This is a genomic window from Enterobacter sp. 241F3 (assembly GCF_034106785.1).
GTDB lineage: Bacteria > Pseudomonadota > Gammaproteobacteria > Enterobacterales > Enterobacteriaceae > Enterobacter > Enterobacter vonholyi.
This window is the reverse complement of sequence record NZ_JAWNDD010000002.1, coordinates 230,056-245,010: the sequence shown is the minus strand read 5'-3', so window position 1 is coordinate 245,010 and position 14,955 is coordinate 230,056. Positions and strand designations below refer to the sequence as shown.

The window sequence follows — 14,955 nt, the reverse complement described above, 5'->3', positions numbered from 1 at the left end:
GATAACGCCTCGTAAAACGATATTTCGATGCTCGTCATGTTCACGGTGCTTCGCCACACTCCCGGTATGAAAAAAGAGAACGGTTTTACGCTTATCGAAACGCTGGTCGCCATATCGCTTGTCGTTATTCTTAGCGCCTCAGGGCTGTACGGATGGGACAACTGGCAGCGGCAGCAGCGGCTGTGGCAAACCGCCAGTCAGGTGCGAGATTACCTGCTTTTTCTACGCAATCATGCCAACCGCTACAACCGCGACCATCAAATTACCCATCAGCGGGTGGGAGGCCGGGACTGTCTGGTGAGCTCTGCCGCCCAAGGCTGTGAGAAGGGCAGTCCCTTTGTGCTGATACCACTCTGGCCTGAAGTCGCGATCGGCGAGGTAACGCCGTCGCTCGCGTTCTATGGATTAAGGGATACGGCGTGGGCAGGGCGGATACGCGTCCAAAGCCGTCCAGGAGAGTGGCTGATTATTGTCTCAAATGGAGGACGCATCAGGATGTGTAAGGTCATTGGGGGAGGTTCATGTCGATGAGGCAGCGTGGTTTCTCGCTGACTGAAGTTCTGATTGCTACGGCGATTAGCAGTCTTTTGCTGATAAGCGCATCGCGATTTTTACCCGGCTTGCAGCGAGCGGTCTTAGTGCAATCCGGCCAGAGAGAACTAGAGGAAGAGGTCTGGCATCATCTGTTTTCCGTGGGCAAACAGCTTCAGCGTGCGGGGTACTGCGCGGGAAACTGTCAGGGGCAGGCGCTGGTGACCGCGAGGCTTGGAAGTTGCGTCATTGTGCGGTCGGACGCCAACAGTAACGGCAACTGGGATAACAGCGCATCAGAAAATGACAGCACCGGTTTTCGTCTGGAGTCGGGGGCACTGGAAACCCTGCGTGGAGCGACCTCATGTGAAGGAAAAGGATGGGAAAAGCTTACTGACCCGAGCAGGCTTACGATCGCGCATTTTGTAGTAAGAACAGTGGAGCATGCCGGTTTTGCGCCAGAGGTGAATATCGAAATGGCGGCGATTCGCAAAGGCGAGAAGGGGGAGCCCTGGCAGGCGGTGTATACGGTCACGGGATACAACCTGTGAATCGTCAACGCGGCATATCTTCGCTGGCGCTGGTTCTGCTTTTACTGGTGCTCGGGACACTGATCCTCACGGGTCTCAATCAGCAGCTCATAACGTTTAGCGCGCTCGTTGGCGGCGAGAGCCGCTCGCTTCAGCAGCAGGTGACGGTACAGTCAGCGCTTGAGTGGGGACGGGTTCAGAGCTGGTCGTCAGATCCCCAGGTTCAGTGCAAAAAGACACCTGCGTGGCGAGTGTGTTTGCGCCAGCTGAGTGAGGGGCGCGCGTTACTAATTGCCGAAGACAGCGGCCTTCTGCTCTGGCGCGCAGCAGAGATTGTCGACGGGAAAGTTCGTTTTTCGCCTCACGGCTGGAGTGATTTTTGTCCCCTTAAGGAGAGCGCGTTATGCCAGCTGCCGTGAGCAAAGAAAAAGGGTTTAGCATGGTGGAAGTCCTGCTGGCGATGATGCTGCTGGTGATCGTCGTGACGGCTTTGTCGGGTTATCACCGGGCGCTGGCGGCGCGGTTTACCCTGTTTAACCAGTATCGCCAGCTCTGGCACCATGCCTGGAATCAGTCTCAGCTCTCAACAAATGTTCTCCCTGCAGGCTGGCAGGCCAGTCGGGGGCAGACAACGCACGCAGGATGTGTCAGCATCACGGTTACACTTATTTCTCCTCTGGGGCGGCGCGGTGAGTTAACGCGTCTGCATTGCCCGGTTAGCCAGTAGTCGGGAGCGTCTATGTTAAGGGTCTACCACTCAAATCGTCTGGATGTGCTGGAAGCGCTGATGGAGTTTATCGTTGAGCGCGAGCGGCTTGACGATCCTTTTGAGCCTGAAATGGTGCTGGTGCAGAGCACCGGTATGGCACAGTGGCTGCAAATGTCGCTTTCCCGTAAATTTGGCATAGCCGCAAATATTGATTTCCCGCTGCCCGCAAGCTTTATCTGGGAGATGTTTGTGCGCGTGTTGCCGGACATCCCGGAGCAGAGCGCCTTCAACAAGCAGGCCATGAGCTGGAAGCTCATGGCGCTGCTGCCGGAAATGCTGCAGCATGATGAATTCGCCATGCTGCGCCACTACCTCAATGACGATACCGACAAGCGCAAGCTGTTCCAACTGGCGTCGCGTACTGCCGATCTCTACGACCAATACCTTGTTTACCGTTCTGACTGGTTAATTCGTTGGGAAGCGGGCGAGCTGGTTGAAGGTCTGCCGGAGGCGCAAATATGGCAGGCACCGCTGTGGAAAGCACTGGTAGAACATACGGAGAAACTTGGGCAGCCTAAGTGGCACCGCGCCAACCTGTACGATCGGTTTATTTCAATACTCGAAAATGCGACAGAGCGTCCAGCAAGACTACCGTCACGCGTTTTTATCTGCGGAATATCCGCATTACCCCCTGTCTATTTAAAGGCGTTGAATGCGCTGGGTAGACATATTGATATTCATATTTTGTTCACCAACCCTTGCCGACAGTATTGGGGGGATATCCTCGATGAACGCTGGCTTGCGCGTCTGGTAACTCGCCAACGAAAGCGCCTTTTTGAAGAACGGTCCGTCCCGCTGTTTAAGGACGGCTCGACTGCCGGGCAGCTTTTTGACGAAGATGGTATCCAGAACCTGCCCAATCCGCTGCTTGCCTCATGGGGGAAGCTGGGGCGTGACTACATTCACATGCTTTCAGACATCACTTCCTCAGGCGAAGGTGACGTGGATGCCTTTGTCGAGATCGCTCCGGACAGCCTGCTGCATAATATTCAGTTAGATATTCTGGATCTGGAAAACCGTGCCGTCATGGGCGTGACGGCGAACGAGTTCGAACGCAGCGACAGCAAGCGTAAGCTGGACGCTGACGATCGCAGCATCACGATCCATGTTTGCCATAGCCCTCAGCGTGAGGTCGAAGTGCTTCACGACCAGCTGCTGGCGATGCTGCAGGACGATCCCGAACTGACGCCACGTGATATCGTGGTAATGGTGGCGGATATCGACAGCTACAGTCCCTTTATTCAGGCCGTCTTTGGCAGCGCGACGGGCGAGCGATATCTTCCTTATGCTATTTCTGACCGTCGTGCCCGTCAGTCGCATCCGGCATTGCAGGCGTTTATCACTTTACTCTCACTGCCGGATAGCCGCTTTATCTCCGAAGATGTCCTGGCGTTACTGGATGTCCCCGTTCTGTCTGCACGCTTCAACATCAATGAAGAGGGGCTTCGCTACCTTCGCCAGTGGGTGAATGAGTCTGGCGTTCGCTGGGGTATCGATGACGATAACGTTCAGGAGTTCGAACTTCCTCCAACCGGGCAGCACACCTGGCGATTTGGCCTGACGCGTATGCTGCTGGGCTATGCCATGGAGAGCAGTCAGGGCGAGTGGAATGAGGTGCTGCCTTACGATGAGTCCAGCGGGTTAATTGCTGAACTGGTGGGGCATTTAGCATCGCTCCTGATGCAGCTTAACCGCTGGCGACACGAGCTGCTGCAGCCGCGTCCACTTGAAGAATGGCTCCCGGTTTGCAGAGCGTTGCTTAATGATTTCTTCCTGCCGGACAATGACACCGAAGCGGCGATGGCGCTCATTGAAACGCAGTGGCAGGCTATCATCGACGAAGGCGTCAATTCCCACTATCAGGAGGCCATTCCGCTGTCGCTGTTGAGGGATGAGTTGACGCAGCGGCTTGACCAGGAGCGAATCAGCCAGCGTTTCCTGGCAGGCCCCATCAATATTTGCACCCTGATGCCAATGCGTTCAATCCCGTTTAAAGTGGTCTGTTTACTTGGCATGAACGACGGCGTTTATCCTCGCGCGCTCGCGCCGTTGGGGTTCGATTTAATGAGCGCAAATCCAAAACGGGGCGACCGTAGCCGCCGTGATGATGACCGATATCTCTTCCTTGAGGCGCTTATTTCCGCCCAGAGTAAGCTTTATATCAGCTATATCGGCCGTTCGATTCAGGACAACAGCGAGCGTTTCCCCTCCGTTCTGGTGCAGGAACTGGTGGATTATATCGGTCAGAGCCACTACCTGCCGGGGGATGAAGAGCGCAACTGCGATGAAAGCGAGAAGAGGGTGAAAGACCATATCACCTGTTTCCACAGCCGCATGCCGTTTGACCCGGTGAACTATACGGCCAGCGAGCGCCAGAGCTATGCGCAGGAGTGGCTGCCAGCGGCGAAAAAAGAGGGGAATGCGCATACCGATTTTATTCAGGAACTCGACCCTCGCCCTGTCGACACCCTGACCTTCGAGCAGCTTCAGCGGTTTTGGGCGCATCCTGTGCGCGCTTTCTTCCAGCAGCGACTACAGGTCAATTTCCGTTCTGAAGAGAGTGAAATTCCTGATGCAGAGCCGTTTACGCTGGAAGGTCTGGAGCGCTACCAGTTAAACCTGCAGCTGTTGAATGCGCTGGTTGAAGAGGAAGATGCTGAAAAACTATACCGCCGCTACCGCGCTGCGGGACAGTTGCCTTATGGGGCGTTCGGGGAGATCGTCTGGGAGGCGCAGTGTCAGGAGATGACCGCCCTGGCAGAGCGCGTAAGAGCGTGCCGACAGCCAGGGAATAGTATTGAAATCGATCTCAACTGCAACGGGGTACAGCTCACGGGCTGGTTAACCCAGGTTCAGCAGGATGGGCTGCTTCGCTGGCGGCCTTCAATGCTTAGCGTTTCACAGGGTTTGCAACTCTGGCTGGAACATCTTGTCTACAGTGCGGTTGGGCATAAAGGCGAAAGCCGCATTTTCGTGCGCAAAGAGGGCGAATGGCGCTTCCCGCCGATGGAGTCTGATCAGGCGTTACGGTATCTGTCTTTGTACATTGATGGCTACCGCCAGGGAATGAACAAACCCCTCCTGCTACTGCCGGAAAGTGGCGGCGCCTGGATAAAAGCCTGTTATGACGCGCAGAATGATGCGATGTTAACGGATGAGGCTTCGCTGCAGAAAGCCCGCAGTAAGTTTATGCAGGCCTACGAAGGTAACATGATGGTGCGTGGCGAAGGTGAAGATGTCTGGTATCAGCGCTTATGGCGAACGCTCGAGCCAGAATACCTGGAGGCTATCACGGAAGAGGCACAGCGCTACCTGCTGCCGTTGTTTAAATTTAATCAGTCCTGAGTGCTGTATAAAAATTGCGCAGTTAAGGGTGTTCATTTATGATGCACTTCTTATCACGGACTGATGTACCCAAAGAAAGAGATGTTGGCGTGTCCAGCACGCAGTTTGTTAATGATGTAGCCGTGATAAAGAGGTCGTAATGCCAGGCAGCACCTTGTTTAAAGCGTTTGTTTTGTTTATTGCCCTTTGGGCGCCCGTCACTCACGCAGACTCCGGTTGGCAACCCGTTCAGGAAACTATCCGTAAGAGCGAAAAAGATACCCGTCAATATCAGGCTATTCGTCTTGATAACGGCATGACCGTGCTGCTGGTTTCCGACCCGCAGGCGGTGAAATCCCTGTCGGCATTAGTGGTGCCGGTTGGGTCGCTGGAAGATCCTGACGCTCATCCTGGACTTGCACACTATCTGGAACATATGACGCTGATGGGGTCAAAAAAATATCCACAGCCAGATAGCCTGTCCGAATTTCTCAAGATGCATGGCGGTAGCCACAATGCCAGTACGGCACCGTACCGCACGGCTTTTTATCTCGAAGTCGAAAATGATGCGCTGGAAGGGGCAGTCGACCGTCTGGCTGATTCCATCGCCGCGCCGTTGCTGGATAAAAAATACGCCGATCGTGAACGCAATGCGGTGAATGCCGAGCTGACCATGGCCCGCACGCGAGACGGTATGCGCATGGCGCAGGTCAGCGCCGAAACCATCAACCCTGCACACCCGGGTTCGCGCTTCTCCGGCGGTAACCTCGAAACCTTGAGCGACAAACCGAATAGCCCGGTGCTGGATGCCCTGCACGCGTTTCGCGATAAATACTACTCCGCCAACCTGATGAAAGCGGTCATCTACAGCAATAAACCGTTGCCTGAGCTGGCAGACATGGCGGCCAAAACGTTTGGCCGGGTGCCGAATAAAAATATCGACCTGCCGCAAATAACCGTTCCGGTGGTCACGGACGCGCAAAAAGGTATCGTGATCCACTACGTTCCTGCCATGCCGCGCAAAGTGCTGCGCGTCGAATTCCGCATTGATAACAACACGGCGCAGTTTCGCAGTAAAACCGATGAGCTGGTGACCTACCTGATAGGTAACCGTAGCCCGGGTACGCTGTCTGACTGGCTGCAAAAGCAGGGACTGGCGGAAGGTATTCGCGCCGATTCCGATCCGGTAGTGAACGGTAATAGCGGCGTACTGGCGATCTCCGCCACCCTGACCGACAAAGGGCTGGCCAACCGCGATGAAGTCGTGGCGGCTATCTTTAGCTACCTCGCTTTGCTGCGCGAGAAAGGCGTCGATAAGCGCTATTTTGATGAACTCGCGCACGTGCTGGATCTCGACTTCCGCTACCCATCCATAACCCGCGACATGGACTATGTGGAGTGGCTGGCGGATACCATGATCCGCGTGCCGGTGGAACATACCCTCGACGCGGTAAATATTGCCGACCAGTATGATGCCGGGGCGGTAAAAGCCCGCCTGGCGATGATGACGCCGGAGAATGCCCGCATCTGGTACATCAGCCCGAACGAACCGCATAACAAGACGGCGTACTTTGTCGATGCCCCTTATCAGGTGGATAAAATCAGCGCCCAGACCTTCGCCGACTGGCAGAAGAAGGCCGGGGAGATTGCGTTGAAGCTGCCGGAGCTGAACCCCTATATTCCGGATGATTTCTCGCTGATCAAAACGACGAAAGATTATCCGCATCCAGAACTCATCATTGATGAGCCAACGCTGCGCGTTGTGTATACCCCAAGCCGCTATTTTGCCAGTGAGCCAAAAGCCGATGTCAGCGTGGTGCTGCGTAACCCGAAAGCAATGAACAGCGCCAAAAATCAGGTGATGTTCGCACTCAATGACTATCTCGCCGGTATCGCTCTCGATCAGCTCAGCAACCAGGCCGCCGTGGGCGGGATCAGCTTCTCCACCAACGCCAATAAAGGTTTGATGCTTAATGCAAACGGCTATACCCAGCGCTTGCCTCAGCTGTTCCAGGCCTTGCTGGAGGGCTACTTCAGCTACACGCCGACGGAAGAGCAGCTTGAGCAGGCTAAATCCTGGTATGCCCAGATGATGGATTCTGCCGAGAAGGGCAAGGCCTACGATCTTGCGCTTATGCCGGCGCAAATGCTGTCGCAGGTTCCTTATTTCCAGCGAGAGGAGCGCCGCGCGCTGCTGCCTTCCATCTCCTTAAAAGACGTGCTGGCGTACCGTGACGCGCTGAAAACCAATACGCGTCCGGAGTTCCTGATTGTCGGCAACATGAGTGAGGAGCAGGCTAAAATCCTGGCGCAGAATGTTCGCACTCAGCTCGGCTCTAAAGGTGACGAATGGTGCCGCAACCAGGACGTGCTGGTTGAGAAAAAGCAAAATGTGATTTTTGAAAAGGCGGGTAACAGCACGGATTCCGCGCTGGCCGCGGTATTTGTGCCAACGGGCTATGATGAATTCGCCAGCTCGGCGCAGAGTGCCGTGCTGGGGCAGATTATTCAGCCGTGGTTCTATAACCAGTTACGCACCGAGGAGCAGCTTGGCTACGCGGTGTTTGCCTTCTCCATGAACGTCGGGCGTCAGTGGGGGCTGGGCTTCCTGCTGCAAAGCAGCGACAAACAACCGGCGTATCTCTGGAAGCGTTATCAGGCCTTCTTCCCGCAGGTGGAAGCAAAACTGCGTGCCATGAAGCCGGAAGAGTTTGCTCAGATCCAGCAGGCCGTCATCGCGCAGGTGATGCAGCCGCCGCAGACGCTGGGTGAAGAAGCCTCTCAGCTGAGCAAAGATTTCGATCGCGGTAATCTGAAATTTGATTCGCGTGATAAAGTAGTGGCCGAGATAAAACAGCTGACGCCGCAGAGGGTTGCCGACTTCTTCCATCAGGCGGTCATTAAGCCGCAGGGAATCACCATCCTGTCTCAGGTTTCCGGTAGCCAGAACGGGAAAACGGAGTACGTGAACCCGAAAGGCTGGAAAGTCTGGAATAGCGTCAGCGCGCTGCAGCAATCTATGCCCTGGAGTAAGAAAGAATGACCGATACCGCTGAGTCCCTTGATCCCTTACGTTTACCTCTGCAGGGTGAACGATTGATTGAAGCCTCAGCGGGAACGGGAAAAACCTTCACCATTGCCGCCCTCTATCTGCGCCTGCTGTTAGGGCTTGGCGGCAACGCAGCTTTTCCACGCCCTTTGAGCGTGGAAGAGCTGCTGGTGGTCACCTTCACCGAGGCCGCTACCGCGGAGCTGCGGGGCCGTATTCGTACCAATATCCACGAGCTGCGCATCGCCTGTCTGCGTCAGAGCACGGATAACCCTCTCTACGCCAGCCTTCTGGAAGAGATTGCCGATAAGCAGCAGGCAGCCCAGTGGCTGCTGCTCGCTGAACGGCAGATGGACGAAGCGTCCGTCTTTACCATTCACGGTTTTTGCCAGCGCATGCTGAGCCTGAATGCGTTCGAGTCCGGAATGCTGTTCGAACAGCAGCTCATTGAAGATGAATCCGTGCTTCGCTATCAGGCCTGCGCGGATTTCTGGCGTCGCCACTGCTATCCCTTACAGCGTGATATTGCCGAAGCGGTACACGCGCTCTGGAAAGGCCCGGAAGCGCTGCTGCGCGCGATCGATCGTTATCTGCAGGGCGAAGCGCCGGTAATCAAATCCCCGCCGCCGGCAGATGAAACCCTGGCCTCGCGGCATGAAAAAATTATCGCGAAAATTGCGGATATCAAGCAAAAATGGATGGAGTCAGTCGGTGAGATTGACGCCATCATCGAAAATTCCGGCATCGATCGTCGCAAGTTCAACCGCGGCAATCAGGGGAAATGGATCGACAAGATCAGCGCCTGGGCGCAAGAAGAGACGCGGGGCTATCAGCTCCCGGACGCGCTGGAGAAATTCTCCCAGCGTTTCCTGGCTGAGCGGACCAAAGCCGACGGCATTGTGCCTGAGCATACCCTGTTTGTGGCAATAGAAACCCTGATGGCGGATAACCTTACGCTCAACGATCTGATGATCGCTCGCGCCATGACCGAAATTCGCGAAACCGTGGCGCGCGAGAAACGCCGCCGGGGTGAACTGGGTTTCGACGATATGCTGAGCCGCCTTGATGCGGCGCTGAGCAGTGAAAATGGCGAAGCGCTTGCCGCCGCGATTCGCACCCGCTTCCCGGTTGCGATGATAGACGAATTTCAGGACACCGACCCTCAGCAGTACCGCATTTTCCGCCGTATCTGGCGCCAGCAGCCCGGTACCGCGCTGTTGTTAATCGGCGATCCGAAACAGGCCATCTACGCCTTCCGCGGGGCGGATATTTTCACCTATATGAAAGCCCGCAGCGAGGTTGACGCGCACTACACGCTCGATACCAACTGGCGCTCCTCTCCCGGCATGGTGGAAAGCGTCAACGCGCTCTTTAGTCGCATGGATACGGCGTTTATGTTTCGGGAGATCCCGTTTCAGCCGGTAAAATTTGCCCCGAAAAATGCCTCGCTGCGCTTCGAGTTTAACGGCGTGACGCAGCCTGCCATGAACTTCTGGCTGCTGGATGGGGAAGGCTGCGGCGTTGCCGACTATCAAAATGCCATGGCCCAACACTGTGCTGCGCAAATCCGTGACTGGCTCAGTGCGGGGGCGCGGGGCGAGGCGCTGCTGTGGAAGGGGGATAACCCCACCCCGGTAAAGGCATCGGATATTACGGTGCTGGTGCGCAGCCGTCAGGAGGCCGCATTAATCCGAGACGCCCTGACGTTACTGAATATCCCCTCCGTCTATCTATCGAACCGTGACAGCGTCTTTGAAACGCTGGAAGCGCAGGAGATGTTATGGCTGCTCCAGGCCGTGCTGGCCCCGGAGCGGGAAAGTACATTGCGTAGCGCATTAGCCAGCGCGATGCTCGGACTGAACGCGCGGGATATAGATGCGCTCAACAATGACGAAGCCGCGTGGGATGCTGTGGTAGAGGAGTTTGTGCGCTACCGCGAAAAATGGCAGAAGCGTGGAGTCATGGCGATGGTGCGCGAGCTCATGGCACAGCGCCACATTGCGGAGAATATGCTGGCTACCGGAGGCGGCGAGCGCCGTTTGACCGATATTTTGCACATCAGCGAACTCTTGCAGGAAGCGGGTACGCAGCTGGAGAGCGAGCACGCCCTGGTGCGCTGGCTGGCGCAGCAGATTGCCGATCCGAACAGCAATTCATCCAGCCAGCAGATGCGCCTCGAGAGTGATAAACATCTGGTGCAGATCGTCACCATTCACAAGTCGAAAGGCCTGGAATATCCGCTGGTCTGGCTGCCGTTTATCGCCAATTACCGCGTGCAGGATCAGGCTTTTTACCACGATCGCGAGTCGTTCGAGGCGGTGCTCGATCTCAGCAACGCGGAGTCCAGCGTTGAGCTGGCCGAAGCCGAGCGTCTGGCGGAAGACCTGCGCCTGCTTTACGTGGCGCTGACCCGTTCGGTATGGCACTGCAGCCTGGGCGTTGCGCCGCTGTTCCGTCGCCGTGGTGAAAAGACCGGGGAGAGCGATTTTCATCTGAGCGCGCTGGGGCGGCTTATTCAACAGGGTGAGCCCAAAGACGCGGCGGGCCTGCGCCAGTGCATCGAATCGCTTTGCACTGAGCATGTTGCCCTGCATATTCCATCGCTGCCCGATAACAGCCGCTGGCACATGCCGGATCCGCACGAGTCAGATCTCCATGCCCGTCAGGTGGTACGTACCATTGCCGACGACTGGCGCGTTACCAGCTACTCCGGCTTACAGCAGCACGGGCAGAGTATTGCGCAGGATCTGATGCCAAAACTGGACGTGGATGCCGCAGGCGCCGGTAGCGTGCCGGCTGAGCCTGTGCTGACGCCGCACCAGTTCCCTCGCGGCGCTTCTCCGGGCACGTTTTTGCACAACCTGTTTGAAGAGCTGGATTTCACCCAGCCGGTTTCCGAAGAGTGGGTGCTGAAGATGTTACAGAGCGGTGGTTACGACGCACAGTGGCAGCCGGTTCTCACCGACTGGATCCGCGCGGTGCTGCACGCGCCGCTCACGACGCAGGGGATTTCGCTGAATCAGTTGACCGCCAAAGATAAGCAGGTGGAGATGGAGTTTTATCTCCCCATCGCCAGCCCGCTCAGGGCCGAGGCGCTTGATGCGCTGATCCGCGAGTACGATCCGCTATCTGCCGGATGCCCGCCGCTGAACTTCCGCCAGGTGCAGGGGATGCTCAAAGGCTTTATCGACCTGGTTTTCCGCCACGAAGGACGCTACTACCTGCTGGATTACAAATCGAACTGGCTCGGTGACAGCAGCGAAGCCTATACCCAACAGGCGATGGCGTCGGCAATGCAACTGCATCGCTACGATCTGCAGTACCAGCTTTACACCCTGGCGCTGCACCGTTACCTGCGCCATCGCATGGCCAATTACCGTTACGAAGCGCATTTTGGCGGCGTGATTTACCTGTTCCTGCGCGGCGTGGATGCTAACGACCCGCGTTCCGGCATCTTTAGCACGCGTCCGGCTGAGGAACTGATTGAAAAAATGGATAACCTGTTTGCTGCAGGCACGGAGGAGGTGGCATGACGATGCAGGCGCTACTGCTGGACGCGGTTGAACAACGATTACTGCGCCACCTGGACGTGCAGTTTGCCATGATGGTGGCAGGCGAGGAGCCTGCCGTCATGCTTGCCGCAGCCATTCTTAGCAAAGACGCGGGGGAAGGGCACGTGTGCCTGCCGCTGTCGCGTCTGGCGGTGGATGAGAAAATGCCGCCAGCTTTACAGGCGTGTTTCGCGCAGCTCGGTGACGCCGTGGACTGGCAGGAGATATTACTCGACTCGCCTGCCGTAAGCGGAACCGATACCGGGACGCCGATGATCCTTGTCGGCGAACGTTTGTATCTTAACCGTCTGTGGCGTAACGAACTGACGGTGGCGCGCTTCTTCAGCGAGAGCAACGCGCCGCTTCCCTGCGATGAAACGCAGCTCCGGCAAACGCTGGATACGCTGTTTATATCTGACGATGCGACAGACTGGCAGAAAGTGGCAGCTGCCGTGGCGTTAACGCGTCGGATCTCGGTCATTTCTGGCGGTCCGGGCACCGGGAAAACGACCACCGTGGCAAAACTGCTCGCCGCGCTGATTCAGTTATCGGGGGAGCAAAAGTGCCGTATTCGCCTGGCGGCCCCCACCGGTAAAGCCGCTGCGCGTCTGACGGAGTCGTTAGGCGGCGCGCTGCAAAAGCTGCCGCTTACCGGGGAGCAGCTTGCGCTTTTTCCCAATGAAGCCAGCACGCTGCACCGTTTGCTTGGCGCACAGCCTGGCAGCCAGCGTTTGCGCTACCATGCCGGTAACCCGCTGCACCTGGATGTGCTGGTGGTGGATGAAGCCTCAATGATTGATCTGACGATGATGTCGCGTTTGATTGATGCGCTACCGCCGCACGCGCGCGTCATTTTTCTCGGCGATCGTGACCAGCTTGCCTCCGTAGAGGCGGGGGCCGTGCTGGGCGATATTTGCACCTATGCCAGTCTGGGATATACCGCTGAACGCGCTCAGGAGTTAGCGCGTCTCACCGGATGTTCGCTCACCTCTGAAAGCCACTCGCTTGCAGGGGCGTTGCGCGACAGCCTGTGTCTGTTGCAAAAAAGCTACCGTTTCGGCAGCGACTCCGGCATCGGCCAGCTTGCGGCGGCTGTAAACCGGGGAGACAGACACGCCACCTCAGCGGTGTTTGCCGGAACCTTTACGGATATTGAGAAAAAATCGCTGCAAAACGGGGAAGAGTATCAGGCGATGCTGGACGACGCTCTGCAGGGGTATCAGCACTTTCTGACAAGCGTACAACAGCAAAGTGCGCCGGAGCAGGTCATTGCCGCGTTTGGCGAATACCAGCTGCTCTGTGCGCTGAGGGAAGGCCCCTTTGGCGTGAGGGGTCTCAACGACAGGCTGGAACAGCTGCTGGCGCAAAAACGCAAAATTAACCGTACCCCGCATTCGCGCTGGTATGAAGGGCGACCGGTGATGATCTCCCGTAACGACAGCGCGCTGGGGTTGTTTAACGGGGATATCGGGATTGCGCTCGACTGCGGTCAGGGACTACGCGTCTGGTTCCAGATGCCGGACGGGAGCGTGAAGTCCTTCCAGCCCAGCCGTTTACCCGAGCATGAAACCGCCTGGGCGATGACGGTGCATAAATCCCAGGGCTCCGAATTTAACCATGCGGCGCTGATCCTGCCTACTCAGCTTTCACCCGTTATTACCCGCGAGCTGATCTATACCGCCATTACGCGCGCGCGTCAGCGCCTGTCGCTTTATGCCGATGAACGGGTGCTGGTGCAGGCGATCGCCACCCGTACGGAACGCCGAAGCGGGCTGGGCGCGATATTTGAGTCTCTCTGAACGAACGCCCTCGCCGGACGGTGAGGGCCTAGTATCATCCCAAGTCTGCCATCAGCACTTTTGAACGGCGCTGATAGTTGTACATCTCTTTCTTCGTTTCCGGCAGGGAATCAATATCCACCGGCGTGAAGCCGCGCTCCTGGAACCAGTGAATGCTGCGCGTCGTCAGGACGAACAGCTTGCTCAGCCCCATCTGGCGCGCCTGTGCCGCCACGCGCTCAAGCAGCATTTCACCGCGTGAAGAGCTACGGTAATCAGGATGCACCGCCACGCAGGCCATTTCACCGATCTTCTCTTCCGGGAACGGATAGAGCGCGGCGCAGGCGATGGTCAGGTTATCGCGCTGAATAATGGTGAATTTGTCGATCTCCATCTCCAGCTGCTCGCGTGAACGACGCACCAGGATACCCTGCTGTTCCAGCGGGCGGATCAGCTCGAGAATACCGCCGATGTCGTTGATGGTGGCGCGGCGGATCTGCTCCGCGCTTTCCATGACAATCTGCGTACCAATACCGTCGCGGGAGAACAGCTCCTGCAGCAGGGCGCCGTCTTCCTGATAGCTGATAAGGTGGCTGCGGCGCACGCCGCTGCGGCAGGCCTTCACGGCGCCACGCAGGAACCGGACGGTGCCGGAGTGGTAATCGCCTTCGGCTTCCAGCGCTTCCACGCGGGCCTGGGCTTCGTTCGGGAAGAGTTCCGGCACGATCGTTCCCTCATCGTTCACGACGCCCTGGGAGGAGCAGAACCCAATCATTTTTTCCGCCTTCAGCTTGATCGCCAGCTGCGTGGCGATCTCTTCTGAGGTGAGGTTAAAGCTTTCGCCAGTCACGGAAACGGCGACCGGGCCCATCAGGACGATGGCTCCGCTGTCCAGCTGGCGGTGAATAGCTTCTTCATCAATACGACGAATGCGACCGCTGTGGCAGTAATCCACGCCATCGTCCACGCCGAGCGGCTGGGCAATGATAAAGTTGCCGCTCACGACGTTGATATGCGCGCCCTGCAGCGGCGTGTTGTTCAGGCTCATGGACAGGCGAGCGGTAATATCCAGCTGCAGCAGACCTGCCGCCTGTTTCACCAGCTCAAGGGTTTTGGCATCCGTGACGCGGGTATGTTTGTGGTAAATCGGCTCGTGGTGATGAGCGGCCAGGTTGGCGTCGATCTGCGGACGGGCGCCATAAACCACCACCAGGCGGATCCCGAGGCTGTGCAGCAGGCCAATGTCATTGACGATGCTGGAAAAATTTTCATGCTCAATGGCTTCGCCGCCAAGCATGATGACAAACGTTTTTCCCCGATGAGCGTTGATATAGGGAACAGAATGGCGGAATCCCTGGACCAGTTCGGTTCTACGTTCCTTCACCATGGCACAACCCTTAATGAATGTTTATTCGTAATTTAT

At 56.9% G+C, this 14,955-nt stretch carries 9 protein-coding genes; 8 read left to right on the top strand and 1 reads right to left on the bottom strand.

Annotated features, from left to right (window positions below):
• Window positions 1-66 precede the first annotated feature (66 nt).
• From UR504_RS08400 to recD, 8 genes are all read left to right on the top strand, one after another.
• Complete coding sequence (locus UR504_RS08400) at window positions 67-531, top strand: prepilin peptidase-dependent protein (protein ID WP_320739675.1); 465 nt, start codon at window positions 67-69, stop codon at window positions 529-531.
• Window positions 522-1,082 (top strand): prepilin peptidase-dependent protein, encoded by a 561-nt coding sequence (locus UR504_RS08395; RefSeq protein ID WP_143345478.1) that lies wholly within the window; start codon window positions 522-524, stop codon window positions 1,080-1,082. The genes UR504_RS08400 and UR504_RS08395 overlap by 10 nt, the downstream gene beginning before the upstream one ends.
• Window positions 1,079-1,480: a DUF2509 family protein gene (locus UR504_RS08390; protein ID WP_320739599.1), complete on the top strand. Its 402-nt coding sequence runs from the start codon at window positions 1,079-1,081 to the stop codon at window positions 1,478-1,480. The genes UR504_RS08395 and UR504_RS08390 overlap by 4 nt, the downstream gene beginning before the upstream one ends.
• Window positions 1,465-1,788: a prepilin-type N-terminal cleavage/methylation domain-containing protein gene (locus UR504_RS08385; RefSeq protein ID WP_133295081.1), complete on the top strand. Its 324-nt coding sequence runs from the start codon at window positions 1,465-1,467 to the stop codon at window positions 1,786-1,788. Before UR504_RS08390 ends, UR504_RS08385 begins: the two co-directional genes overlap by 16 nt.
• A gap of 12 nt (window positions 1,789-1,800) precedes the next feature.
• Window positions 1,801-5,175: an exodeoxyribonuclease V subunit gamma gene (recC, locus tag UR504_RS08380; protein WP_302236348.1), complete on the top strand. Its 3,375-nt coding sequence runs from the start codon at window positions 1,801-1,803 to the stop codon at window positions 5,173-5,175.
• A gap of 139 nt (window positions 5,176-5,314) precedes the next feature.
• Window positions 5,315-8,197: a pitrilysin gene (gene ptrA / locus UR504_RS08375; protein WP_320739597.1), complete on the top strand. Its 2,883-nt coding sequence runs from the start codon at window positions 5,315-5,317 to the stop codon at window positions 8,195-8,197.
• Window positions 8,194-11,736 (top strand): exodeoxyribonuclease V subunit beta, encoded by a 3,543-nt coding sequence (gene recB / locus UR504_RS08370; protein ID WP_302236354.1) that lies wholly within the window; start codon window positions 8,194-8,196, stop codon window positions 11,734-11,736. The genes ptrA and recB overlap by 4 nt, the downstream gene beginning before the upstream one ends.
• Window positions 11,733-13,553 (top strand): exodeoxyribonuclease V subunit alpha, encoded by a 1,821-nt coding sequence (recD, locus tag UR504_RS08365; RefSeq protein ID WP_302236356.1) that lies wholly within the window; start codon window positions 11,733-11,735, stop codon window positions 13,551-13,553. Before recB ends, recD begins: the two co-directional genes overlap by 4 nt.
• A gap of 34 nt (window positions 13,554-13,587) precedes the next feature.
• On the opposite strand, the gene argA is transcribed toward recD, so the two are convergent.
• On the bottom strand, window positions 13,588-14,919 hold the full coding sequence (gene argA / locus UR504_RS08360; protein ID WP_008499655.1) for an amino-acid N-acetyltransferase: 1,332 nt from the start codon (window positions 14,917-14,919) through the stop codon (window positions 13,588-13,590).
• Window positions 14,920-14,955: the final 36 nt, after the last annotated feature.